21 protein-coding genes and 1 pseudogene are annotated in these 24,135 nt (G+C 67.4%); 5 read left to right on the top strand and 17 right to left on the bottom strand.

Features of this window, described 5'->3' with window-relative positions; translation table 11 throughout:
• Positions 1-5: 5 nt before the first annotated feature.
• The 7 genes from DIE06_RS01745 to DIE06_RS01715 all read right to left on the bottom strand — a co-directional run bounded on the left by DIE06_RS01745 (position 6) and on the right by DIE06_RS01715 (position 8,993).
• On the bottom strand, positions 6-1,142 hold the full coding sequence (locus DIE06_RS01745) for a glycosyltransferase family 4 protein (RefSeq protein ID WP_124659882.1): 1,137 nt from the start codon (positions 1,140-1,142) through the stop codon (positions 6-8).
• Between the two features lie 43 nt (positions 1,143-1,185).
• Positions 1,186-2,145: a glycosyltransferase family 2 protein gene (locus tag DIE06_RS01740; RefSeq protein ID WP_124659881.1), complete on the bottom strand. Its 960-nt coding sequence runs from the start codon at positions 2,143-2,145 to the stop codon at positions 1,186-1,188.
• A 62-nt stretch (positions 2,146-2,207) separates the two neighbouring features.
• On the bottom strand, positions 2,208-4,433 hold the full coding sequence (locus tag DIE06_RS01735; protein WP_124659880.1) for a polysaccharide biosynthesis tyrosine autokinase: 2,226 nt from the start codon (positions 4,431-4,433) through the stop codon (positions 2,208-2,210).
• 50 nt (positions 4,434-4,483) lie between these two features.
• Positions 4,484-5,662 (bottom strand): polysaccharide biosynthesis/export family protein, encoded by a 1,179-nt coding sequence (locus DIE06_RS01730; protein ID WP_124659879.1) that lies wholly within the window; start codon positions 5,660-5,662, stop codon positions 4,484-4,486.
• Positions 5,656-6,099, bottom strand: a complete 444-nt coding sequence (locus DIE06_RS01725; RefSeq protein ID WP_057924068.1) for a low molecular weight protein-tyrosine-phosphatase — start codon at positions 6,097-6,099, stop codon at positions 5,656-5,658. The genes DIE06_RS01730 and DIE06_RS01725 overlap by 7 nt, the downstream gene beginning before the upstream one ends.
• A gap of 40 nt (positions 6,100-6,139) precedes the next feature.
• The gene (locus DIE06_RS01720; RefSeq protein ID WP_124659878.1) at positions 6,140-7,552 is read right to left on the bottom strand and encodes a UDP-glucose/GDP-mannose dehydrogenase family protein; all 1,413 of its coding nucleotides are present in this window, start codon (positions 7,550-7,552) and stop codon (positions 6,140-6,142) included.
• 67 nt (positions 7,553-7,619) lie between these two features.
• A complete protein-coding gene (locus DIE06_RS01715; RefSeq protein ID WP_124659877.1) occupies positions 7,620-8,993 on the bottom strand; it encodes an undecaprenyl-phosphate glucose phosphotransferase in 1,374 nt (457 codons plus the stop codon).
• A 427-nt stretch (positions 8,994-9,420) separates the two neighbouring features.
• Between DIE06_RS01715 and DIE06_RS01710 the strand changes: the two genes are divergently transcribed.
• Positions 9,421-10,947, top strand: coding sequence for a mannose-1-phosphate guanylyltransferase/mannose-6-phosphate isomerase (locus DIE06_RS01710; protein WP_124659876.1), 1,527 nt, complete (start codon positions 9,421-9,423; stop codon positions 10,945-10,947).
• Between the two features lie 120 nt (positions 10,948-11,067).
• On the opposite strand, the gene DIE06_RS01705 is transcribed toward DIE06_RS01710, so the two are convergent.
• The 8 genes from DIE06_RS01705 to DIE06_RS01670 all read right to left on the bottom strand — a co-directional run bounded on the left by DIE06_RS01705 (position 11,068) and on the right by DIE06_RS01670 (position 18,169).
• Positions 11,068-12,009 (bottom strand): transposase, encoded by a 942-nt coding sequence (locus DIE06_RS01705; protein ID WP_124659875.1) that lies wholly within the window; start codon positions 12,007-12,009, stop codon positions 11,068-11,070.
• A 732-nt stretch (positions 12,010-12,741) separates the two neighbouring features.
• On the bottom strand, positions 12,742-13,323 hold the full coding sequence (locus tag DIE06_RS01700) for a DUF3501 family protein (protein WP_124659874.1): 582 nt from the start codon (positions 13,321-13,323) through the stop codon (positions 12,742-12,744).
• A 44-nt stretch (positions 13,324-13,367) separates the two neighbouring features.
• The gene (locus tag DIE06_RS01695; protein WP_124659873.1) at positions 13,368-14,705 is read right to left on the bottom strand and encodes a heterodisulfide reductase-related iron-sulfur binding cluster; all 1,338 of its coding nucleotides are present in this window, start codon (positions 14,703-14,705) and stop codon (positions 13,368-13,370) included.
• A 123-nt stretch (positions 14,706-14,828) separates the two neighbouring features.
• Complete coding sequence (locus DIE06_RS01690; protein ID WP_014900079.1) at positions 14,829-15,251, bottom strand: rubrerythrin family protein; 423 nt, start codon at positions 15,249-15,251, stop codon at positions 14,829-14,831.
• Positions 15,252-15,550: 299 nt separating this feature from the next.
• Positions 15,551-16,819 carry an RNA polymerase sigma factor gene (locus tag DIE06_RS01685; RefSeq protein ID WP_124659872.1) on the bottom strand — a complete coding sequence of 423 codons (1,269 nt, stop codon included), beginning with the start codon at positions 16,817-16,819 and terminating at the stop codon, positions 15,551-15,553.
• Positions 16,816-17,232 carry a VOC family protein gene (locus tag DIE06_RS01680; RefSeq protein ID WP_124659871.1) on the bottom strand — a complete coding sequence of 139 codons (417 nt, stop codon included), beginning with the start codon at positions 17,230-17,232 and terminating at the stop codon, positions 16,816-16,818. The genes DIE06_RS01685 and DIE06_RS01680 overlap by 4 nt, the downstream gene beginning before the upstream one ends.
• A 37-nt stretch (positions 17,233-17,269) precedes the next feature.
• Positions 17,270-17,692 carry a YciI family protein gene (locus tag DIE06_RS01675; protein WP_124659870.1) on the bottom strand — a complete coding sequence of 141 codons (423 nt, stop codon included), beginning with the start codon at positions 17,690-17,692 and terminating at the stop codon, positions 17,270-17,272.
• 123 nt (positions 17,693-17,815) lie between these two features.
• Positions 17,816-18,169 carry a YciI family protein gene (locus DIE06_RS01670; protein ID WP_124659869.1) on the bottom strand — a complete coding sequence of 118 codons (354 nt, stop codon included), beginning with the start codon at positions 18,167-18,169 and terminating at the stop codon, positions 17,816-17,818.
• Between the two features lie 207 nt (positions 18,170-18,376).
• Here DIE06_RS01670 and DIE06_RS01665 point away from each other — a divergent pair, with 207 nt between their 5' ends.
• The 4 genes from DIE06_RS01665 (at position 18,377) to DIE06_RS01650 (ending at position 22,836) form a co-directional block, all read left to right on the top strand.
• Positions 18,377-20,179 (top strand): ExeM/NucH family extracellular endonuclease, encoded by a 1,803-nt coding sequence (locus DIE06_RS01665; RefSeq protein ID WP_124659868.1) that lies wholly within the window; start codon positions 18,377-18,379, stop codon positions 20,177-20,179.
• 338 nt (positions 20,180-20,517) lie between these two features.
• Positions 20,518-20,904 carry a YqjD family protein gene (locus tag DIE06_RS01660; RefSeq protein WP_124659867.1) on the top strand — a complete coding sequence of 129 codons (387 nt, stop codon included), beginning with the start codon at positions 20,518-20,520 and terminating at the stop codon, positions 20,902-20,904.
• 63 nt (positions 20,905-20,967) lie between these two features.
• Complete coding sequence (locus DIE06_RS01655; RefSeq protein ID WP_124659866.1) at positions 20,968-21,552, top strand: YSC84-related protein; 585 nt, start codon at positions 20,968-20,970, stop codon at positions 21,550-21,552.
• Positions 21,553-21,783: 231 nt separating this feature from the next.
• A complete protein-coding gene (locus tag DIE06_RS01650) occupies positions 21,784-22,836 on the top strand; it encodes an AI-2E family transporter (protein ID WP_124611070.1) in 1,053 nt (350 codons plus the stop codon).
• Between the two features lie 9 nt (positions 22,837-22,845).
• On the opposite strand, the pseudogene DIE06_RS38810 reads toward DIE06_RS01650, so the two are convergent.
• A pseudogene (locus DIE06_RS38810) lies at positions 22,846-23,043 on the bottom strand (thioesterase); the annotation flags it as partial.
• A gap of 54 nt (positions 23,044-23,097) precedes the next feature.
• On the bottom strand, positions 23,098-24,114 hold the full coding sequence (locus DIE06_RS01640; RefSeq protein WP_124659865.1) for an NADP-dependent oxidoreductase: 1,017 nt from the start codon (positions 24,112-24,114) through the stop codon (positions 23,098-23,100).
• Positions 24,115-24,135 lie beyond the last annotated feature (21 nt).

Genomic DNA, 24,135 nt, shown 5'->3' with positions numbered 1-24,135 from the left:
CGCTCTCACCGCGACGACGGGCGCGAATCCGCGAGCGGCATCGCGAGACCGGCGGCCGCCGGCGTGCGACGCCGGCGCAGCATGTCGCGCGTGATCCGCACGTGCTGTTCGGCGAACGCCTGCGTGGTCAGGTCGCGCTCGCGCAGGCATTCGGCCGCGGCGCGCGCGCATTCGAGCGCGGCGGACGGATCGGCCACGAAGCGATCGGCGGCCTGGCGCATCGCCTGCGCGTCGAACGCCGGCACATAGGCCGCCGTGTCATGCGGGAAGTAGTCGCTGAGCCCGCCGACGTCGGACACGATCATCGGCTTGCCGACCGCCGCCGCCTCGAGCATCACGGTGATGCCCGACGCGTGGAAGTTCGGCCGCAGCGGCACGACGATCACGTCGGCCCATGCGTACAGCTCGTGCTGCTTCGCGAGGCCCGATGCCGAGCCGATCTTCACGTTCGGCGCATGCCACTCGCGCGGCACGCGACGGCGCGTCGCGAGTCGCACGTCGTAGCGCTCGTCACCGCCGAACGCGGCGAGGAACGTGCGCCAGTCGCGATCGCGGTCGTTGCCGATCGCGGCGATCCGCAGCGGCCGGTTCGGTTGCCATTGCCGCGGGTCGGCCGGCGGGAAGTCCTGCGTGTTCAGCCCGTAGTAGACGAATTCGGCTTCGCGCCCGAGATAGCGGCGGCACAGCTCGGCGTTGTCGCGGGCGAGCGTCGTCAGCGCGTCGGCGCGCGCGAGCAGCTTGCGGTACAGCCAGCGGCGCGGGCCGCCGAACGTGTTCCACTTGTCGAACAGCCAGACGCTCTGCGCGAGCAGCAGCGGGCGCTTGCCCTGCGCGCCGGCGAGCTTCAGGATCAGTGCGGCGGCAAGATGCTCCTGCTCGGTGTGCGTCCAGATCACGTCGGTGCCCAGCAGCGCGGCGCGATTGCGCCACGCGTGCACGACGTCGAAGCCGAGCGCCGCCTTCAGCGCACGGCGCGCGAGGCTCGCGACGCGGTTCTCGCGCCGGTCCTCCGAATAGGTCAGCCGGAATTCGTCCGATTCGGCGTGGTGATAGCCGTACAGGCAGCCGATGTCCTCGCCTTTCCGGTAGGTACGCGGATCGGCGCCGTAAAACAGGTGAACGTGAACTTTCGTGGCAGTCATGCAAGCCCTCCGGGGGTAGCTGTGCGCAATGCGCGCAGCCCGTTCAAGACGTCACCGGCGGCATCGCCGCACGATGGGGGGCAAGGTTGGCGCGGCGCGCATCGCGTGCGCCGCGGCGCACCGCGCGCCAGTGGTCGCGCACGCGGTCGCGCCGCGCGGTATGCAGCGACAGCAGCACGTGCGCGAAGCCCGGATAGACGCGCGTGCCGACCAGCGTCCACCACCACCACGCGATCTCGCGCCGCACCGGCGGCAGATGCTCGCGCAGGATCAGGTGCAGGTTGTACGCGCCGTTGCTGATCGCATTCAGCGACGCGGCATCGCGCCGGTCGTCGTCGAAACGTTCGGCCGGAAAATGATCGACCGCGATCGCCGGGTCGTAGACGAGCTTCCAGCCGTCGCGCTGAACCTGCATGCTGAAACCCATGTCGTTGTGCACCTGCGCACCGGCGCCGCGCAGCCGCGTGTCGAAGCGCAGCCGCTCGATCGCGGCGCGGCGGTAGCTCATGTTCGCGCCTTTCAGCATGTCGACTTCGCGCGCGCCGCCGACGCCGAGGTGATGGTTGCCGACGATCTTGCCGGACAGCGTGAGCTGGCCGACGCGCTCGCGCGATTCGTCGAGCACGCGGCCCTTCTCGTGCACCCAGTCGCGGCCGCCGACCGCACCGACGCGCGGATCCGCCAGAAACACGGCTTCGACGCGCGCGAGCCAGTCGGCGCGCGGTGCCGCGTCGTCGTCGGTGATCGCGACGATGTCGCCGGTCGCCGAGTCGAGCCCCTTGTTCAGCGCGGCGACCTGCCCCGGCACGTCGACCGGCACGATCCGCAGCGGCAGCATGCCGCCGACCGACGGATCGGCGAGGCGTTCGTGCGTGGCATCGTCCTCCGGGCGCGCGACGACGATCACCTCGTCGGGCAGCCGCTGCTGGCGCTGCAGCGCCAGCAGGCAGCGCGCGAGGTCGGCGGGACGCCGGTAGGTCGGAACGAGCACGGAAATTTTCATCGAGGGTTCTCCAGTCGGCCGGGCCGGCGCTGCGCGCGCCGGCCCGGTTTCGTGCAATGCCGTCAGGCGCTCAGGTATTCATGGACGGCCGCATAGCCGCGGCCGTAGCCACGCGCCTTCGGCGGCACGCCGTTGAAGATCCCGCCTTCCAGATCGACGCCCGCGGTACGCAGGCGCTTGATCGCGTCGGCGATCTCGCCTTCCGTATGCATGCCCGAGCGCAGCACCAGGAAGGTCGCGCCGGCCATGCGGCCGATGATGGTCGCGTCGGTCACCGCCAGCACCGGCGGCGAGTCGATCAGCACGACGTCGTAGCGCTTGCCGAGCCCTTCGAGGTATTGCGGCAGGCGCGTCGACATCAGCAGTTCCGACGGGTTCGGCGGGCGCGTGCCGGCCGAGATGAACGACAGGCCCTGGACTGGCGTCTCGCGGATCGCCTCCTCGAGCGGCGACTGATCGCTCAGCAGCTCGGACAGGCCCGGCTGCGCGGTGAGGCCGAAGTAGCGGTCGAGCATCCCGCGGCGCATGTCGGCGTCGACCAGCAGCACGCGCTTGCCCGAATGCGCGAGCAGCACCGCGAGATTGACCGTCAGGAAGCTCTTGCCGATGCCCGGCGTCGGGCCGGTCAGCACGACCACGCGGTTCTTCGCGTCCATCATCGCGAACTGCATCGCGGTGCGCAGGCTGCGCATGCTTTCGACGCTCAGGTCCTTCGGACGCAGGCTCGCGAGGATCGGCCGCGCGCGGCCGCCGCCCTTCTCGGCCATGGCGTCGAGCTTCACCTGCTCGGCGCTTTGCGGCACCAGCCCGTACAGCGGCAGGTTGAACGTGCGCTCGACACGGTCCGGATCCTCGATACCCTGGAACAGGTTGCGGCGCAGGAACACGATGCCGGTGCCGAGGATCAGCCCGAGGAACACCGCCGCCGACAGGATCAGCACCTTCTTCGGCTTGACCGGATCGCCCGGGCGCAGCGCCGAATCGACGAGGTGGATGTTGCCGCCCGTGCCGGCCTTCTGCACCGACAGCTCCTGCACGCGGTTCAGCAGCAGCACGTAGATGTCCTCGGCAACCTTCGCGTCACGCTGGAGCTGGACGGCCTTCACTTCGGTCGCCGGCAGGCTGCGGAAGCGGTTGCTGAACTTGTCCTTCTCGCCCTGCAGCTCCGCGAGCTGCTGCTTCGCGGCGATCACCATCGGGTGCGAATCGGTGAAGCGCTGCGCGAGCGATGCGAGCTGCAGGCGCTGGGCGGCGATCTGCTGCTCGTACTGCACGCTGCCTTCGAGGTAGACCTTCGCCTCGTCGCTCGCGTTGATCGAGCCGGACGTGCGCTGATACTGCGTCAGCGCGGCTTCCGCGCGCTCGAGGTCGGCCTTCAGGCGCGGTTCCTCGCCCTTCAGGAAGTCGAGCATCTTGGTCGCTTCGGCCTGCTTCGCGATCACGTGCTGGTTCAGGTACGACTGCGCGAGCGCGTTCGCGATCGCGGCGGTCTGGTCCGGGTCCTTGCCTTCGAGCGAGATCTGCACGACGCCCGTCTGCTTGCCCTGCTCGGTCACCTGGATGCCGGACTGGAAGCCGCTGATCGCGTCGAGGTCGTTGTAGCGGACCACCGTGAACTGCGTGCCGGGCCGCGCGACGAGCTTCTTCACGAGCAGCGTCACGCCGCCGCCCTGCGCAGATTCGCCGACCTGGCCCGACAGCAGCCGCGTGCCGTTCTGGTCGACCAGCGAATAAGTGCCGTTCGGGCCGGCCGTCAGCGTCAGCTTCTTGCCTTCGAGCGCGGGCACGACGTTGATCGTGTCGAGGTCGGCGACTTCGCCGCCCCATGCGTACGATCGCAGGCCGAACCAGGCGCGGGACGGCTCGCCCGACGTCGCGACGCGCGCGGCCAGGCTGCCGATCAGCGGAAGCGTCTTCGGCACGACCGAGAAGTTCAGCTTGAACTGCTCGACGACCGGTGCGACGACGCCGCGGCTCTTGATGATCTCGATTTCCGCATCGGTCGGTGCCTGCTGCGGGCCGCTGTTGATCGACGCGCCCGTCTGCGTCTGCGTAAGCGCCTGCGACGTATTGTCGTTGCCCTCGACGCGCACGTGCACATCGGCCTGATAGACCGGCTTCGCAACGAAGCAGTAGAGGCCGGCGAGCGCGATGACGGTCACCGCAATGCCGAGCAGCAGCCAGATGTCGTCCATGAGCACCTGGAGCAGCTGGCCGAGGACGACGTCCTCTTCCTCGGTTTTTGCGGTCAGATCCGCGTAGGAGTGTTTCGCTTGCGTGTTCACCATTCGTTCCCGCTTGAGTGGTGCCGGGGCGGAGGCGCCGCCCCGGCGGGCTATCAGCGCGTGATTTGCCGCATGAAGAAGATCGTCTGGATCGTCGGCAACACCTGCTGCAGCACGCGGTTGAACTGCACCGAGCCGGCCGTGCTGACGTAGACGACGTCGAGCGGCTGGAGCGGGAAGCGGCTCGACAGCATCAGCGCATCCGGCTGCGTCATGTCGAGACGGAACACTTCCGGCTTCGTCGGGTTGTCATGCATCCCGCGCATCACGTAGATCTTGCGCGGGTTCGCATCGGTGTCGAGGATGCCGCCGCCGGACGTCAGCGCATCGGCAAGGGTCAGCCTGCCCTTGAGCATCGGCACGGTGACCGGCGTCTTGACCTCGCCCATGATGAACACGCGGCTGTCGCTGCGGTCCGGCACGTTGATGATGTCGCCCGGCTGCAGCATCACGTTCTGCTTCACTTCACCGCGATCGAGCACGCCGTTCGCGTCGAGCGTGTAGAGCTTGCCGTCGCGCGTCAGGCGCACGCGCTGCAGGTCGGCCTCGTTGGTCGAGCCGCCCGAGCGCGAGATCGCGTCGACCAGCGTCAGCGGCACGTCGCTCACCGCGAGCGGGCCCGGCTGCTTCACCTCGCCCGTCACCTGCACCTTCTGGCTGCGGAACGACAGCACGCGCACGTCGAGCTGCGGATTCTTCACGTAGCGCGCCAGCGTGGTGGCCATCTGCTCGCGGATCTGCGCGACCGTCTTGCCGGCGACCTTGATGCGGCCGACGAACGGGAAGAAGATCGTGCCGTCGGCGGCCACGGTCTGGCCGTACGGATCGGCCTGGCCCGGCAGCGCGGTCGTATACGGCTGCTGCAGCGCGCCCGCGACCGACTGCGTCGTATTGCCGCCGCTCGAGAACGACTGGCCCTGCGGCGTCGTCAGCTCGGGGTGATCCCACACCGTGACGCCGAGGATGTCCTGCGGGCCGACGCGGTACACGTACTGCGACGGATCGGTGTAACGGCCCGGCGGCAGCGGGTGATCGACCTGCTGCTTCTGCAGCTGATCCATCACCAGCTTCGCGTCGATGTAATGAACCGGATAGGTTTCGGCCTGGCCTTGGCGGCCTTCGTCCTTCAGGTTCGACGAGTCGAGATAGTTGCCGGGCGCGGTCGCGCAGGCCGACAGGAATGTCGTCAGTGCGACGGCAAGCGCCAGCGGGCGCATGGGACGTTTCAGCATAGTTTTTGCAGCCATCCTTGAACCAGACGTTCGATCAATGAGTAGCTCTCGCGATAGTCGGCCTCCGGGCCGCCATGCGGATCCGCGATCTCGGCGTCCTCCCACTTGCCCAGCAGGTGGACCTTGCCGCGCGCGAACGGATCGACCGATTCGACGGCCTTGATCTGTTCGCGCTCGCTGACGAGAATCAGGTCGGCGTCGCGCACGATCCGGCGCGACAGCCGCCGCGACCGGTGCGTCGTCGCATCGACGCCGCGCTCGGCGAGCAGTTGCCGCATCACCGGATCGATGCCATCGCCGTCGTTGGCACGCACGCCAGCGGAGTGGAACGTCACGCGCGGGCCGCCACGCGACGCCGCGTGCGACTTGAACAGCATTTCCGCCGCCGGGCTCCGGCAGACGTTCGCGTGACAGACGATCAGGATGTTCCGGAACATGGTGTCTCGATTCGGGTTACGGGTAACGGCGACGCGCGGGTCAGGCGTTCGCGCGCGCGGCGCCCGGCACGCGGGCGGCGACGGCCTGGCGCGAGCCGGGCCGGCCGATCGGGTGGTATTCGATGCCCTGCTCGGTCATCGTCTCCGGCTCGTACAGGTTGCGGCCGTCGAAGATCACCGGCGACTTCCACAGGCGGCCGAGCGCGACGAAGTCGGGGCTCTTGAAGATCTTCCATTCGGTGACGATCACGAGCGCATCGGCATCGCGTGCGGCCTGCGCCTCGTCGTCGACGAAGGTGAGGCGCTCGAGCCAGCTCGGATGATCGGCGAGATCGAGTGCGAGCACGCGGCGCGCTTCCTGCTGCGCGACCGGGTCGTACGCCGCGATGCGCGCGCCGCGCGACAGCAGCTCGGCGATCAGCTCGCGGCTCGGCGCTTCGCGCATGTCGTCGGTGTTCGGCTTGAATGCCAGGCCCCAGATCGCGAACGTGCGGCCGGTCAGGTCCTCGCCGAAGCGCGCGACGATCTTGTCGGCCAGCACGCGCTTTTGCGTCCCGTTGACCGACGACACGGCCTTCAGGATCTGCATCGACTGGCCGTGCTCGTCGGCGGTGCGGATCAGCGCCTCGACGTCCTTCGGGAAGCACGAGCCGCCGTAGCCGCAGCCCGCATACAGGAAGTGATAGCCGATGCGCGGATCGGAGCCGATCCCGCGGCGCACAGCCTCGATGTCCGCGCCGAAGCGGTCGGCCAGGTTCGCGAGTTCGTTCATGAACGAAATGCGCGTCGCGAGCATCGCGTTCGCCGCGTATTTGGTGAATTCGGCCGAGCGCACGTCCATGTACAGCGTACGTTCGTGGTTGCGGTTGAACGGCGCGTAGAGCTTCTTCATCAGCTCGCGTGCGCGCTCGCCCGGCACGTCGTCGTCGCAGCCGATCACGATGCGGTCCGGCCGCGTGAAATCGTCGACCGCCGCGCCTTCCTTCAGGAACTCCGGATTCGACACGACCGAGAACATCTGGTCGTCGCCGCGCTTCGCGAGTTCCTCGGCCACCGCCGCGCGCACGCGCTCGGCCGTGCCGACCGGCACCGTCGACTTGTCGACGATCACCTTGAAGCCCTTCATGTAGCGGCCGATGTTGCGCGCCGCCGCGAGCACGTACTGCAGGTCGGCCGAGCCGTCCTCGTCGGGCGGCGTGCCGACCGCGATGAACTGCACGTCGCCGTGCGCGACCGCGGCCTCGATGTCGGTCGAGAAGCGCAGGCGGCCCGCCGCGCGGTTGCGCGCGATGACTTCCTTGAGGCCCGGCTCGTGGATCGGCACGCCGCCGTTGTTCAGGACGTCGATCTTCGCCTGATCGACGTCGAGACAGAACACGTCGTGCCCGATGTCGGCGAGACAGGCGCCGGTGACAAGACCTACGTAACCGCTGCCGATGATAGTCAGATTCATGATGTGTCGGACCTCGTGACCAATGATTCGAAATTCGTAAAACCGGAGTCTCTGTGCGCGTTGCGCGTCAGTAAGCGTTGCTGCCGGTGAAGCCTTTCCAGAGCGTCAGCACGACGATCTTGATGTCGAGCCAGAACGACCAGTTCTGCATGTAGTACAGATCGAGCTTCACGCGTCCCATCATCTTCTCGATCTGGTCGGTCTCGCCGCGAAAGCCGTTGATCTGCGCCCAGCCGGTGATGCCCGGCTTGATCCGGTAGCGGAACATGTACCCCTTCACCAGATCCTTGTAGATGTCGTCATGCGCGAGCGCATGGGGCCGCGGGCCGACGACCGACATCTCGCCCTTCAGCACGTTGATGAACTGCGGCAGCTCGTCGAGGCTCGTGCGGCGCAGGAAGCGGCCGACCGGCGTCACGCGCGTATCGTGCTTCGTCGCCTGCGTGACCTGCCCCGCGACTTCCTGGTGCACCTTCATCGAACGGAACTTGTAGATCTCGAACTCGTGCCCGTCGATCCCCTTGCGCTTCTGGCGGAAGAACACCGGCCCGCGCGACGTGAGCTTGATCAGGCAGGCGATCAGCACCATCACCGGCGCGAGTGCCGTGAGCGCCGCCAGCGCGAACAGCCGGTCGAACACGAACTTCGGCAGGATCCGCACGTCGGTGATCGGCGACGCCGCGAGGTTGATCGCCGGCACGCCGAGCACCTCGACCACCTCCTGGTTGAAGAACGACAGCGTGCGCACGTCCGGGATGAAACGGATATTCACGAAGTCGTGGCGGAACACCGTCACGATCTGGTGAATCCGGCGCTCCTCCGTGATCGGCAGCGTGAGCCACAGCTCGCTGATCGCGCGGCTGCGCACCAGCCACACCAGCGATTCGAACTGCCGCTCGATGCGCACGTCGTCGAGCGCGACTTCGCCCGGCGCTTCGCTTTCGTCGTACACGCACACCGGGTTGAAGCCCGCTTCCGGGCGCGCCCGCATCTGCGCGATCAGCCGCCGCGCGGCCGGCGTACCGCCGACGATCGCGACTGCCTTCAGGTTGTAGCCGCCGCGGCGCAGTTGTCGCAGCACGACGTGCACGCAGGCCTTCGAGCCGGCGAGCAGCGCCATCGTCACGACCGCCCAGTAACCCAGCCACAGCCGCGACAGGTCGCCCGACTGGTGAAAGCTGAAGCTCATCAGGATGCCCGCGAGCTCGACCACCAGCCACGCGAACGCAACGCGCCCCACCAGCCCGACGAGACGCTTGCCGCGCCACGACTGGTAAATGCCGATGGCCGGAAAGAACACGACGACCAGCAGGCAGTCGAACAACACCGTCGTGCGCTGCAGGTCGTTGAGCCAGATGCTGCCGCCGTGCAGCGCGGCGGCGATCAACGCCCCCAACACGACCATCGCGATATCGATGACTCTCGCCAGCACGCTCAACATGTCTGCTTCCTCTTTGGACAGGCGTTTGCCGAACAGCTCCTTGCGCAGCCCGTGCCGCACATTCGATTCAAACGTTGCATGACGCTATTGAAGCGGTAAGAAAATCTCCCCTCAAGCGCACAAGTATTTCGAAAAATAATCGGAAATTCTTGCCGCGACATTCTTGAATTAAATCGGCACGTTTTCCCGAATCGATCACGAATCGGGATTTTTTCGGAAACTTTACGATTTCCGCCAACCCTTTGCCGGAAGGCACGCCAGCGTGACTCGCCGAATTATTTTTTATTTTTTTTATTTGCATCGGATGCTATCGCGGAAAATTCTCCCGGATACGGGTGCGGCGAATATCGTGCAAAACGCCCGGTTTTATTGTCGATTTACTTCATGCTACAAACAGGCACTGACTTCAATCGAGGAGAGTGTCATCATGAATGCTCCGGCCGTGGCAGCCGATACGCGCCCTTCTTCTTCCGCCGCAACCGACGCCGGTTCGCGCGTCGCGGTGCAGCCGGTGATCCTTGCCGGCGGTTCGGGCACGCGTCTGTGGCCGATGTCGCGCGAACACTATCCGAAGCAGTTGATCGGCCTGCTCGGCGATCATTCGCTGCTGCAATCCACCGCGCTGCGCCTCGACGGCCTCGCGACCGCTCATCCGCTGAACGACGACGTGCTGATCGTGTGCGGCGAGGATCACCGCTTCACGACCGCCGAACAATTGCGCCTGACCGGCAAGCGTGCGGCGATCATGCTCGAGCCGCTCGGCCGCGATACCGCGCCCGCGCTGACGCTCGCCGCGCTGCGGATCGTCGCCGGCGGCGGCGACGCCGTGATGACGGTGATGCCGGCCGACCACGCGGTGGCCGACCAGGCGCGCTTTCATGCGGCCGTCGCGGCCGGCGTGCACTGCGCGGCCCAGGGCAAGATCGCGACGATGGGCATCGTGCCGGGCCGCGCCGAAACGGGCTATGGCTACATCCGCGTCGGCGCGCCGCTCGGCGACGCCGCCACCGGCAAGCTCGACGTGCGCCGTCTCGACCGCTTCGTCGAGAAGCCTCATCTCGAACTCGCGCAGCAGTACGTCGCATCCGGCGAATACTGGTGGAACAGCGGGATCTTCATCGTGCGCGCGTCGGTGTGGCTGAACGCGATCCGCCTGCTCGAACCCGAGATCCACGCAGCCTGCGAGCAGGCCGTCGCACGCGGCAAGGACGACGGCGACTTCTTCCGAGTCGACCGTGACGCGTTCGCCGCGTCGCCGTCGAACTCGATCGACTACGCGGTGATGGAGCGGCTCGTGAACCTGCCGCAGCTGTGCGAAAGCGTCGTCGTGCCGCTCGACGCGGGCTGGTCGGACGTCGGCTCGTGGGACGCGATCTGGCAGATCCTGCCGAAGGACGATGCCGAGAACGTCGGCCGCGGCCACGTGCTGTTCGAAAACGCCGAATCGACCTTCGCGCATTCGGAAAGCCGGCTCGTCGCGTGCGTCGGCACGCAGAATCTCGTCGTCGTCGAAACGCCCGACGCCGTGCTCGTCGCCGACAAGTCCTGCGTGCAGGACGTGAAGAAGATCGTCGGGCGCATCAAGGCCGAACGCGGCGCGGAAGCGACCGATCACCGCAAGGTCCATCGACCGTGGGGTCATTACGACTCGGTCGACACGGGCGAGCGCTTCCAGGTGAAACGCATCGTCGTGAAGCCCGGCGCGCGACTGTCGCTGCAGATGCACCACCACCGCGCCGAACACTGGATCGTCGTGCGCGGCACCGCGCGCATCACGCGCGGCGACGAAACCTTCCTGCTGTCCGAAAACGAATCGACGTACATCCCGCTCGGCGTGTCGCACCGTCTCGAGAACCCGGGCAAGATGCCGCTCGAGCTGATCGAAGTGCAGTCGGGCGCGTATCTCGGCGAGGACGACATCGTCCGCTTCGACGATACCTACGGACGCCAGTGACGCAATGCCCGCCGGACGCACCGTCGCGACGGTGCGTCCGGCATCACGGGCATGGAGGAGAAAAAAAACGCGCGGGTGCCGTGATGAACGGCAGCCCGCGCGTTTTCGTTCGGACGACGATCAACCTACGCGGTATGCGTATTCGCGACGATCCGACTGCACCGGGTCGTTGCGGCCCTCGGACAATGTACCCGCGCGACGCTCGGCGATGAAGCGCTTGATGTCCGACTCGGCACGCGCCAGCGCGGACAGGCCGGCCAGCACCTCGCCTTGCGGCGCACGCGCCGGTTCGTCGCTCGCACCATGGCGATCGATCCACTGACGCGCCCAGTCGAGCGCGTACTGCTCCGCTTCTTCCGCATCGGTGAAGCGCGGGCCGATCAGGCCCGAGCGCTCGACGCGCCGGTCGTCCTGCGTGATCTCGGCCCACGCGCGGTACATCAGGTTCTGCACCGGCTGCGCGCTGCCGCAGATCGTATAGCCGCGGTATTCGTCGACTTGCGGCTCGGCCGCGGCGAAGCTCGCGGCGGACGGACGCCCGTGACGCAGCCCGGCGGGCTGCGCGCCCGGCACCGCGAACGACGAACCGGACGACGCGTCGACATCGGCGCTCGACATCGCGGCCAGCGTCGCGCCCTCGCCCTCCCAAACGTTTGCCTGCGCGACCGGCAGTTGCCACGACTCGGGGTTTTGCCAGAACACGCCGCGCAGGCGGTCGTTGTCGGGCACGGGCTCGGCACGGCATGCCGGCGCGACCGGCACCGGCGGCGGCGGCACATACGCGAACGTACGCCCGCTGAACTGGGTCAGCACGTCGATCATCTGCAGCAGCGTACCGTTCGCGAGCCACTCCTCGTAGCGGCGGCGGCACGTCGGCCCGGACGGATAACGTCCGGGCAGTTTGGACCACGCTTCGCCGGTCGTGAGGATCCAGAGGACCGCATTGGCGACGACGCGCGGTTCCGCACGTGGACGGCCTCGACGGTTCAGCCGGATGGGTTCATCGGCGATCAGCGTTGAAAGACGAAACCACTCTTCATCGTTAAGCTCATCGAAGAACATAGTTGATTTCTCCACACAGCCAGGCCGGGGCTGCGATTGTCGGCGCCGTCGTCACGCATCGCGTCACGGGGCGGCACGGTTGCACATTATGGTTATCCGATTGTTGTGCATGCCGGCGCGACACCGCACTTTCACGGTGCCGCCATTCCCGGCAATGGCGCACAAATCACGGTCTCACTCCAATGTGGGAATTTTTGTGCACGAAGCATACCATCCTCAGGGTTTATCTCAATATGACAATGACTTAATGTTACGCACTGAAACAACCTGCCATGGATGCGCAATCCATTTACGCTTGAATTTTTTTACGCGATCGTTAGGCGCGACGCTGGAGAGCCCCGCCTGGCGGGGCTCCGCGGGGGGCATGCGGAGACCGTCCAGCGCGCCTCGCAAGGTGTTCCGACCCTTGCCGGTAACAATCCCGGGAATTGCGTCCCAAAATCGGTAAATCAGGGAAAATTTGGTAACAAGATATTCACGGATCGGTAAATCGTTCAAATTGCATTGAACCGAATTTTCTCCGTGCACAATCTTTTTATTGTTTCTCGGCGAGTAATGAAAGCGATCGGACGTGCGATGCACATTGTTTCCCGGCATGCAAGCGTTGACGGGCTTGTTACATCCTCCGCGTAACCGACGGCCGACGGCGGCGGCGCGATGGCCGGGCCGCCGCGTTTCGGGTCGGAACGGCGGCCTATCCGCGCGACAAGGACAGCGGAATCCGGGCGCGCGTCAGCGCAGATCGCCTGCCAGCGACGCGACCACGTCCGCCGCAATGCGTTGCGGCGGCACCGTATAGGCCGGGTGATCGCAGCCGATCGACAGCGTCGCGCCGTCCTTGAGTGCCGCGCGCATCGGCCCGCTCAATTCGAAGCGCACGAAATGCACGGCCGAAGTCTTCTCCGCGTTGTCGCGGTCGAGATCCTCGTCGGCGATCGCATAGACGTCAGGATGCCCGTCGACCCGCAGGTACACGCGATCCTCGACGCCGATCAGCCGCGCGAGCGCCGCCCGCCGCTCGGCCTCGTGCTCGTATTCGATCTGCAGCGTCGCCTTCAGGTTGGTACCGTCGGGCACGAGCGGCAGATAGGCTTCCAGTTCGCCCTCGATGCCGGCCTCGTCGAAGATCTTCTCGATGTGCAGCATTTCCTGGATCTGGTAGCGGATCGTGGTCTCGTCCTCGAACAGGAGGCGCAGATGGTTGCCGAGCGCCACCGCGCGGCGGCGCTTGTGCGCGACGAGCCGCGCGTGTTCGGTCTTGCGGATCTTCGCGTACGCTTCGAGCGTCAGCAGCGAGTCGCGGGTCAGCATCATGGGATGTCCTCGGATAGCGTGGATATCTTCGTGGAGCGGCCGGTTCAGATGCCGTACGCGCGGCGCAGCAGCGTCAGCGGATGCGCGAGCGGCGCGGCGGGCAACCCTTTCTCGTCGATGCCCTGCACGATGTGATGGCCGGCGAGCGCGCAGTCCGACGACACGACATCCGGCTTCGGCTCGGCCATCGCCTTGAACACCGGCGCGCCGATCCGCATCGCGTCCGCATGGAAGGCCTTCTTCACGCCGAACGTGCCCGCGTGCCCCGAACAGCGCTCGACGACGTTCACGCGCGTATCGGGCACGAGCGACAGCGTGTCGGCCGTCTTGCGGCCGATGTTCTGCACGCGCGCGTGGCATGGCACGTGATACGACACGGTGCCGAGGCCCTGCTTGAAATCGGTCTTCAGCAAACCGTCGCGATGCCGCGCGATCACGTACTCGAACGGATCCCAGAAGGCCTCGGCCACCGCGCGCACGGCTTCGTCGCCGGGGAACATCAGCGGCAGTTCGCTCTTGTACATCAGCACGCAGCTCGGAATCGCGCCGATCAGCGCATAACCTTCGCGCGCATAGCGCTCCAGCACCGGGATGTTCACGGCCTTCTTCGCGGCGACACCCGCGAGGTTGCCCTGCTCGAGGAGCGGCATCCCGCAGCACGCTTCGCGCGTGACGAGCTCGTACGGAATCTCGTTGTGCGCGAGGATCGCGAGCAGGTCGTGGCCGATGCCCGGTTCGTTGAAGTTCACGTAGCACGTCGCGTAGATCGCGACCTTGCCGGGCGTGCGTTCGCCGTCACGGACCGGCGGGCCGTCCGAGCGCTTCGCGGCGCGCCGGAACTTGCGCGGCGCGAACTCCGGCAGCCATGCGTTGCGATCGACGCCGAGCGCCGCCTCGAGCGCGTGGCGCGCAGGCGGCGTGCGATTCACCGCGTTCACCGTCTGCGTGACGATTGGAATGCCCGCGAAATGGCCGAGCGCGTCGGTGTTCGACAGCACCTTGTCGCGCAGCGGCGCTTCGCCGCGCTGGTAGCGCGCGGCCTTCCCGCGCAGCATCAGGTGCGGGAAGTCGACGTTCCAGGCGTGCGGCGGCACGTATGGGCATTTCGTCATGTAGCAGAGGTCGCACAGGTAGCACTGATCGACGACCTTGCCGAACGCGTCCTTCGGCACTTCCTCGATGGCGCCCATCGGCGTGTCGTCGACGAGATCGAACAGCGTGGGAAACGCGCCGCACAACGACACGCAGCGCCGGCACCCGGCGCAAATGTCGAACACGCGCGTCATTTCCGCATCGATCGCGGCCTGGTCGTAGAACGCTTCGGACTGCCAGTCGAGTGGATGCCGGGTCGGGGCTTCGAGACTGCCTTCCTTGTGGGGCATGAGGCGCTCCAGCGTGGCGCGCATGCGCGCGGACGCGCCGCCCGCGCGGCGCGGGCGGCGATCAACGCACGGCCGGCCGCGGGACATGCCCGGCCGGGCCGTGCGGCCTTGGCGGAGCCCGCGTCAGTCGACGAGCGCGTCCAGCGCCTTCGTATAGCGGTTCGCGTGGCTGCGTTCGGCCTTCGCGAGCGTCTCGAACCAGTTCGCGATTTCGTCGAAACCTTCGTCGCGCGCCGTCTTCGCCATGCCCGGATACATGTCGGTGTATTCGTGCGTCTCGCCGGCGATCGCCGATTCGAGGTTCAGCCGCGACGAGCCGAACGGCAGACCCGTCGCCGGATCGCCGACTGCTTCGAGGTATTCGAGGTGACCGTGCGCATGGCCCGTTTCGCCTTCGGCAGTCGAGCGGAACAGCGCGGCGACGTCGTTCTGGCCTTCGACGTCGGCCTTCGAAGCGAAATACAGATAGCGCCGGTTCGCTTGCGATTCGCCCGCGAATGCGAACTTCAGATTCTCTTCGGTCTTGCTGCCCTTGAGTTGAGCCATTTGCGCCTCCGTTCGAGTCGGCGCGGCCGCGTGTGAAGCCGGGCCGATGATGTATGTGGGGAACGATGCGTACGCCGGACGCGCACGCTTCGTGCCTTTTAATCTAGGCGCTGGCGTTCGCATCCCCCAATAGGCTTTTTCAATCCGCGTGATAGCGGCGGGCAGGAATGAGGGACGGTTGACGGGGAGTCGGGGGCGAGGCTGGGGCTGCGTTGCGCTCGATGTGCGATGCGCGGCGCGCGGTGCTTGGCGCTCGATGCGACGCCCGGTGCCTTCACACCGGCGTCGCTCGTCATGCGTCATGCATCCGTCGCGCGCTTCAGCAGCAACTCCCTTTCGCGCTCGTTGCGGGTCAATTCCGCCGCGCGTCGGAATTCGACCTTCGCCTCGTCGGCGCGGCCGAGCTTCGCAAGCAGGTCGCCGCGCACGCTCGGCAACCAGTGATAGCGCGCGAGCGCCGGATCGTCGCGCAGCCCGTCGACGATTTCCAGCGCCGTGGCAGGCCCGAACGCCATCCCCACCGCCACCGCGCGATTCAGCTCGACGACCGGCGACGGCGCGACTTCGGCGAGCGCGTCGTACAGCGCGACGATCTGCGCCCAGTCGGTTTCCGACGCGTGCCGCGCCCGCGCATGGCACGCCGCCAGCGCGGCCTGCAGCGCATACGGGCCGCGCACGCCGCCGAGCTTCGTCGCCCGCTCGAGCGCCGCGAGGCCGCGCCGGATCAACAACGGATCCCAGCGGCTGCGGTCCTGGTCGAGCAGTAGCACGGGCCGCCCCTGCGCATCGGTCCGCGCATGCATGCGCGACGCCTGCAGTTCCATCAGCGCGACGAGCCCGAGCACTTCGCTTTCGTTCGGCACGAGCCCGGCCAGCACGCGGCCGAGACGCAGCGCCTCGTCGCACAGCGCCGGGCGCGTCCAGTCGTCGCCGGCGGTCGCCGCATGGCCTTCGTTGAATACCAGGTAGATCACCTCGAGCACCGACGCGAGCCGCGCGGGCCGCGCGTCGGCGGACGGCACCTCGAACGGCACGCGCGCCGCCGCGAGCGTGCGCTTCGCGCGCACGATGCGCTGCGCGATCGTCGGCTCAGGCGACAGGAACGCGCGTGCGATCTCGCTCGTGGTCAGGCCGCCGAGCAGCCGCAACGTCAGCGCGACGCGCGCATCGGTCGACAGCACCGGATGGCACGACGTGAAGATCAGCCGCAGCAGGTCGTCGCCGATGTCGTCGTCGCGCGCATCGGCGAGCGCGTCCGCGATGTCGGGGACGACGTGGGCTTCGAGCGCGTCCATTTCATGCCCGAGCTGGTCGCGCTTCGCCGCATGCAGCGACTCCTGCCGGACCCGGTCGAGCGCGCGCCGCTTCACGGCCGTCATCAGCCACGCGGCCGGGTTGTCGGGCACGCCATCGACGGGCCAGTGCTCGAGCGCCGCGACGAGCGTGTCCTGCGCGAGTTCCTCGGCCACGCCGACGTCGCGCACCACGCGCGCGGCGCGCGCGATGATCTTCGGCGCCTCGATTCGCCAGACCGCTTCGATCGCACGGTGCGTCGCCTCACGCGTCACGACGCGTGCCCCTGCGCGGACGCGTCCTGCGCCACGTACATCAGCTCCCATGCGTGGCCGTCCGGATCGGCGAAGCTGTGACCGTACATGCCCGGGTATTCCATCGGCGGACGCGGCGTGGTGCCGCCGGCCGCACGCGCCTTCGCGACGACTTCGTCGACTTCGGCGGGGCTGTCGCACGACAGGCACGACAACACCTGCACGTGCGTCGCCGGATCGACGATCGTCTTGTCGGTGAAGGTCTGGAAGAACGGCCGCACGAGCAGCATCGCGAAGATCGTGTCGCTGATCTTCAGGCAGGCGGCCTGATCGTTGGTATAGGCCGGCACGACCTCGAAGCCGAGCGCCTGGTAGAACGTCTTCGCGCGCGGCAGGTCGGCTACGGGCAGGTTGATGAAAACCATCTTGTGCATGACGGGTGCTCCCGGCGGGTTGGATTCAGCTGGGCATTCAGGCGGCGTTGTTGCGGCCGACGTGGAGTTCACGGAACCGCTCGACCGCGCCGCTCGGCGTGAGGTCGTCGAGTTCGAACAGCGGCCGCACCTCGATCTCGCAGTCCATCTCCGCGCCGAACGGCGCCGGAAACCGGCGCGTCCATTCGAGCGCCTCGTCGCGCGAGCGCACCTGGATCAGCGTGTAGCCGGCAATCAGCTCCTTGGTCTCCGCGAACGGGCCGTCGACCACCGTGCCCTTGCCGCCGGTGTACCGCACGCGCCAGCCGCGCGCACTCGGCCGCAGGCCGTTCGCATCGAGCAGCACGCCGGCCCTGGCCAGTTCCTCGTGATAGACCGTCATCGCCTCGACCAGCCGGTCGTCCGGCAATGCATCGGATTCGCTGACGGCGTTCGCCCGGATCATGATCATGAATCGCATCGCTCACTCCTTCATCGGTGGAAAGGGGCGACCGTTCATCGGCGCCTTATCCGGACGACGGGTGGCAAACAGCCGGATCGACGTGCCGCGCGACGAATCAGGGTAAATACCGAGATGCGGCCGTCACAGGAAGCATGGGCCGACCGCGCGCACTTCGACCGTGCACCATTGCGCGGCCGGGCACTGGCGCGCGATTTCGATCGATTCGTCGCGTGTGTCGACATCGACGATGAAGAACCCGCCGACCATTTCCTTCGCTTCGGCGAACGGGCCGTCGACGAGGCGCGTCTCGCCGTCGCGTACCTGCACGCGCGTCGCGCGTTCCGAGCGCTCCAGCGACTCGACGCCGCGCAGCACGCCGCGCGCCTTCAGCGTCCCGGCGAAATCGACCATCCGCGCGTACAGCGCCTGCCCGTCTTCGAGCGTGCGTTCGGCGCGCTGGCCGGTCGGTTCGACAATCAACAGCATGTAGGACATGGAAATCTCCTGTGGGGGCCGTGCGAGCGAGCGTTCGGATTGCAGGCCGGGATGACACGTCAGATACGAAGCGTAGCAGCCCCGGCCGGCCTTGCCGTCATCGTTGGCCGTTCGGTACTGGCCTGATGGCCAATTCGATCACGGCACGCGATTTTGCCGTCAAGATGCTTGCCCGACCCTTCGAATTTTCTGCCTGTGGACCGCTCCATGTCACGCCTGCTGCCGCTGCTCGTGCTCGCCGCCTCGCCCGTCCTTTCCGCTGCGCCCGCCACCGCCGCGCTGCCGGCCGGCGCGGGCTGCGGCGGCCCCACCGCGGCGATCGCCGACATCCGGCATCCCGGCGGCCGGTCGCCGCTGGCCGGGCGCACCGTGTCGATCGAAGCGATCGTCACCGCGGCATTCGGCGGCACCGACGGCTTCGGCGGATTCTTCGTCCAGCAGGCGGACGCGCAGCGGCGCCACCGGCCGGGCGTCCCGGAAGGCCTGTTCGTCTACGCGCCGAATGCGCACGCCCGTCCGGGCGAGCGCGTGCACATCACCGGCAGGATCGAGCAGAAGTACGGCCGGGCCCAACTCGCGCTGTCGGGCCACGTGGCCGTCTGCGCGCGCGGGCAGACCGTCACGCCGGCAGCGCTCGTGCTGCCGGTCGACAGCGAGGCCGTATTCGCCGCGCATGAAGGCATGCGGGTGCGCTTTCCGCAAACGCTGACGGTCAGCGATACCTACGAACTCGGCCGCTACGGCAGCATCGTGCTCAGCCACGGCCGCCTGTACATGCCGACTCACGTGGCCCCGCCGGCCAGCGCCGCCGAGCAGGCGGCCGCCAATGCCCGCAACCGCATCGTGCTCGACGACGGTTCGAGCCGCGTGCACCCCGCGACCGCGCGCTACCCGCCGCCTGCGCTGAACGCCGCCAACACACTGCGCGCGGGCTACACGGTGCGCGGCATCGAAGGCGTGCTCGAGAAGCGCTACGGCACGTGGCGACTGCAGCCCGTACCGTCCGCGGCGCCGGTCTTCGACGCCGCGTCGAATCCGCGGACCGATGCGCCGGCGCGGCATCCGCAGGCCGACGTGCGGGTCGCGTCGTTCAACGTATTCAACTACTTCAACGGGGACGGCACGGGCGGCGGGTTCGACGATGGGGCCAATCGCGGCGCGAAGACGCCCGCCGCCTTCGCCCGGCAGGAAGCGAAGATCGTCGCCGCGCTGCGTGCGCTGCGCGCCGACGTGATCGGCCTGATGGAAATCGCGAACAACGGCCACGGCCCCGCGAGCGCCGTACAGCGGCTCGCGGCCCGGCTCGGCAGCGGCTGGCGCGCGGTCGCCCCCGGCACGGCACGACTCGGCCGCGATGCGATCGCGGTCGCACTGCTGTATGACAGCCGGACGATCCAACCCGTCGGTCGCGCCGCGACCGTCGCACTCGACGGCCGGAATCGCCCGCCGCTCGCGCAGACGTTCCGTCGCATCGGCGGCACCCATGCGTTCACGGTCGCGGTCAATCACCTGAAGTCGAAGAACTGCTCGCGGGCGCGCGGCCCCGATCTCGACCAGTCGGACGGCCAGGGCTGCTGGAACGCGACGCGCACGCGCGCGGCCGAACGCATCGCCGCGTGGCTCGCAACGGTGCCGACCGGCGCCCCGGCCGACGGCGTGCTGCTGATCGGCGACCTGAACAGCTACGCGCGGGAAGACCCGCTGCGCGCGCTCGAATCGCGCGGCTACACGAACCTCGTCGCCCGCTTCGCCGGCCATGCCGGGTACAGCTATGTCTTCCGCGGCGAGGCGGGCAATCTCGACCACGCACTCGCCACGTCGCCGCTCGCCGCACGCGTGAAGGCCGTGCACGCCTGGCACATCAACGCCGACGAACCGGTCGCGCTGCAATCCGTGCCCGATTACAAAACCCCGGCGCAACGGGCCGCCTATTACGCACCCGATGCATATCGCTCGTCGGATCACGACCCCGTCGTCATCGACCTCGCGCTGGACGCCGGCGCCACCTGAAGCGCCGCGGGCACAAACCCTGCTCATCGGAACGAACGGCGACTAGTGCAATTGCATCAGCACGATGCGTGCAATGGCACTATTTACCTGACGCACCAGGCGACGCCATATTTACCGGACTTTCGCGTCGCGCAATGGCTCGCCGCGTCGCTTCGCCCCGAAGCACGAAATTTTTTCAACCGCCGCCCGGCCCCATTGCGCGGGGCTTCCCGGGAAACTTGCCGACGCATTGAAAATTTGTCTCGAAACTCAATTGGCTGATGTGAATCACACTGGTTGCTGGGATTCGTCTTATCTTCAAATGAGTCTGCAAATCAAACCGAAGGAGGATAAACACCATGGCGCTCACCGACTCGATCGAACACAAGCTGGACCGCGGCCTGTCCGACATCCGTCGCACCGGCCGGCGCGTGGGCCGCACGGCGCGCTCGGCCGCCCGCGATCTGCACGCGGACGTGACCGACGATCTGCGCGGGCTGGTCGATGAACTGGAAGACCTGCTGAAGAGCGACGGCGACGGCGATGTCGCCGCGCTGCGCAAGCGCGTGCAGTCACGGCTCGATGAAGCGCGCAGCGCGCTCGACTACGCGTCGGGCAGCGCCGCCGCCCGGCTGCGCGATTCGGCCGAACGCGTGTCGCAGGCCGTGCACGACAACCCTTGGCAGACCGCGGGCGTCGTCGCGGGTCTCGCGTTCGTCGCCGGCCTGCTGCTTGCCCGCCGTTGAACGGGGCAGCCCGCACCGCCGGCCGCCCCTCCGCTCTCAACCCGACAACGAAGGAGAAACGCCATGCAGAAGTCCCTCGCCCTGAAAGCCGCCGCCGCCGTCATGCTCGGCAGTCTCGCCCTTGCCGGTTGCACCACCACGCGTGACAAACCTGAAAACGCAGCGACCAGCGCGTCCAAACGCGAGTCGATCGATGCAAGCGTGAACGCGACACTGTCACGTCTCTATTCGACGGTGCCGGGCTCGCGCGAACTCGTCGCGAAGTCGCGCGGCGTGCTCGTGTTCCCGAACGTGCTGCAGGCCGGCTTCATCGTCGGCGGCCAGTCCGGCAATGGCGCGCTGCGCGTCGGCGGCAGCACCGTCGGCTACTACAACACGTCGTCGCTGTCGGTCGGCCTGCAGGCCGGCGCGCAATCGAAGGCGATCGTGTTCCTGTTCATGACGCAGGATGCGCTCGACTCGTTCCGCAAGTCCGAAGGCTGGTCGGCCGGCGCCGATGCCTCCGTCGCGGTCGTGAAGGTCGGCGCGAACGGCGCGGTCGACTCCAACACGGCCACCGCGCCGGTCGAGGTGCTGGTGCTGACCAACGCGGGCCTGATGGGCGACCTGTCGGTGAACGGCACCAAGGTCACCCGGCTCCACATCTGACGATCCGGCGCGGCGCCGCCGCGTCCGCACGCCCGGCAACGCCGCGGCCCCGGCCGCGGCGTTTTCGCATGCGCCGCGCGCAGCGGCTATGATGGCGGCACCTTTGCGGGCATACTGCCGATCGGGCCGCCCTGCCGCGCGCTTCACCGCGAATCCTCGACGTTCGCGAGCCGATCGCGCCCGAGGCAACGAGATTCAATCAAACCAGGCATCAATCTGCGCGAACCATCCATGGACAGCGGACACGATCACCAAAAATTCTTCTATTTCCTGCTGTTCGCGGTCACCGTCGGACTGTGCTGGATACTCGCGCCGTTCTCCGGCGCCGTCTTCTGGGGCACCATTCTCGCGATCCTGTTCCAGCCGGTGCAGCGCTGGCTCGCCGCGCGCTTCGGCAAGCGTCGCAACCTGGCCGCGCTCGTGACGATGTCGCTGATCATCCTGATCGTGATCCTGCCGCTCGTGTTCGTCGCGGCGACGCTCGTGCAGGAAATCGCGTACGTGTATCAGGAACTGAAGAGCGCGCAGCCGAATTATTCGCAGTACTTCCATGACATCATTCATGCGCTGCCGACGTCGATCCAGAACCTGCTGCAGAAATACGGGCTGACCAACATCCCCGGCATCCAGAAGAAGCTCACCGACGGCGCCGCGCAGATCAGCCAGTTCGCGGCGGCCCAGGCGCTCAGCATCGGCCAGAACACGTTCCAGTTCGTCGTCAGCTTCGGCGTGATGCTGTACATGGTGTTCTTCCTGCTGCGCGACGGCGGCGAGATCGGCCGCCGCGTGCGCCGCGCGATGCCGCTCGACGAAGAACACAAGAACCTGCTGCTCGCGAAGTTCACGACGGTGGTGCGCGCAACCGTGAAGGGCAACATCGCGGTCGCGCTCGTTCAGGGTGCGCTCGGTGGCCTGATCTTCTGGATCCTCGGGATCGAGGGCGTCGTGCTGTGGGGCGCGCTGATGGCGTTCCTGTCGCTGCTGCCGGCGATCGGCGCGAGCCTCGTGTGGGTGCCTGCCGCGCTCTACTTCCTCGCGATCGGCGCGATCTGGAAATGCGTGATCCTCGTCGCGTTCTGCGTCGGCGTGATCGGCCTCGTCGACAACCTGCTGCGCCCGATCCTCGTCGGCAAGGACACGAAGATGCCCGACTGGGTCGTGCTGATCTCGACGCTCGGCGGGATGGCGCTGTTCGGCATCAACGGCTTCGTGATCGGGCCGCTCGTCGCCGCGCTGTTCATGGCGAGCTGGGACATCTACGCGCGCGCCGAACAGGGGGAATGACGCAGCGCGTCACGGATGACGAATCCTGATCACGACGGGCGCTACGGCGCCCGTTTCAATTTCCGGCGCCGTTACCGTCATCACGCCGCCAGACGGGCCGACCCGATGCGCGCGCCCCGATTCCAGCGGCACGATCCGATCGCCGCGCGCATCTCGCCAAGTCGCGCAAACCACCGTGCCCGCCGACCGCGAAAGCGGCTGGCCGTCAAGTCCTGAATCGATACCGGACTATTCTGACTCAGTGCGCGGGAACGCCGCGGTTCATGCGTCCGGATCGACGCGCAGCACGAGCTTGCCGCGATGGTCGCCGTCGAACAGCCGATTCAGCACGTCGGGGGCGTTTTCGAGCCCGTCGGCGACGGTTTCCTCGGCCTTGAGCCGGCCGTCGCGCAGCCATCCGGCGAGCGTCTGCACCGCTTCGCGGCTCTTGCGGTAGTCGAGGATCAGGAAGCCGCGCATCGTGATCCGCTTCGAGATCAGCACGCCGACGTCGTCCGCCGCGCGGCCGCTGTTGTAGTTCGAGATCACGCCGCACAGTGCGACGCGCCCGCCGATCACCATCCGCGACAGCACCGCGCGCATCACCTCGCCGCCGACGTTCTCGAAGTTCACGTGCACGCCGTCCGGCGTCGCGGCCTTCAGCTGCTCACGGAAATCGTCGGCCTTGTAGTCGACGGCCGCGTCGAAGCCGAGCGTCTCGGTCAGGTAGCGGCACTTGTCCGCGCCACCCGCGATACCCACCACGCGCGCGCCGTGGATCTTGCCGATCTGGCCGGCGATCGAGCCGACCGACCCGGCCGCCGCCGACACGACGAGCGTCTCGCCGGACTGCACCGGTGCGATGTCGGTCAGCCCATAGTACGCGGTCAGGCCGCTCATCCCGCACGCGCCGAGCAGCGTCGGCAGCGGCAGGCCCGACTGCGCGGGCAGCTTCACGAGCTGCGCGGCCTGGTCGGCCGGCACGACCGCATAGTCCTGCCAGCCGACCAGCCCCTGCACGAGATCGCCTTCCGCGAAACCCGCATGGCGCGACGCGACCACGCGCCCGATGCCGAGCGCGCGCATCACTTCGCCGATCGCGACGGGCGGCAGGTACTGCGGCACGTCGCTCATCCACACGCGGTTGGTCGGGTCCATCGACAGATACAGCACGCGCACGAGCACTTCGCCGTCGGCGAGCGCCGGCACCGGCGTTTCGACGAGCGAAAAGTGTTCGTGGCCGACTCGCCCTTCCGGGCGCGTCTTCAGCAGCAGCTGGCGGTTCACGGGTGTCGACACGATGTTCTCCTCAGGTTGTTG

The sequence above is a fragment of the Burkholderia sp. Bp8998 genome, assembly GCF_003854235.1.
Taxonomy (GTDB): domain Bacteria; phylum Pseudomonadota; class Gammaproteobacteria; order Burkholderiales; family Burkholderiaceae; genus Burkholderia.
The sequence above is the reverse complement of the archived record's forward strand: the minus strand, read 5'-3'. Positions and strand labels throughout refer to the sequence as shown.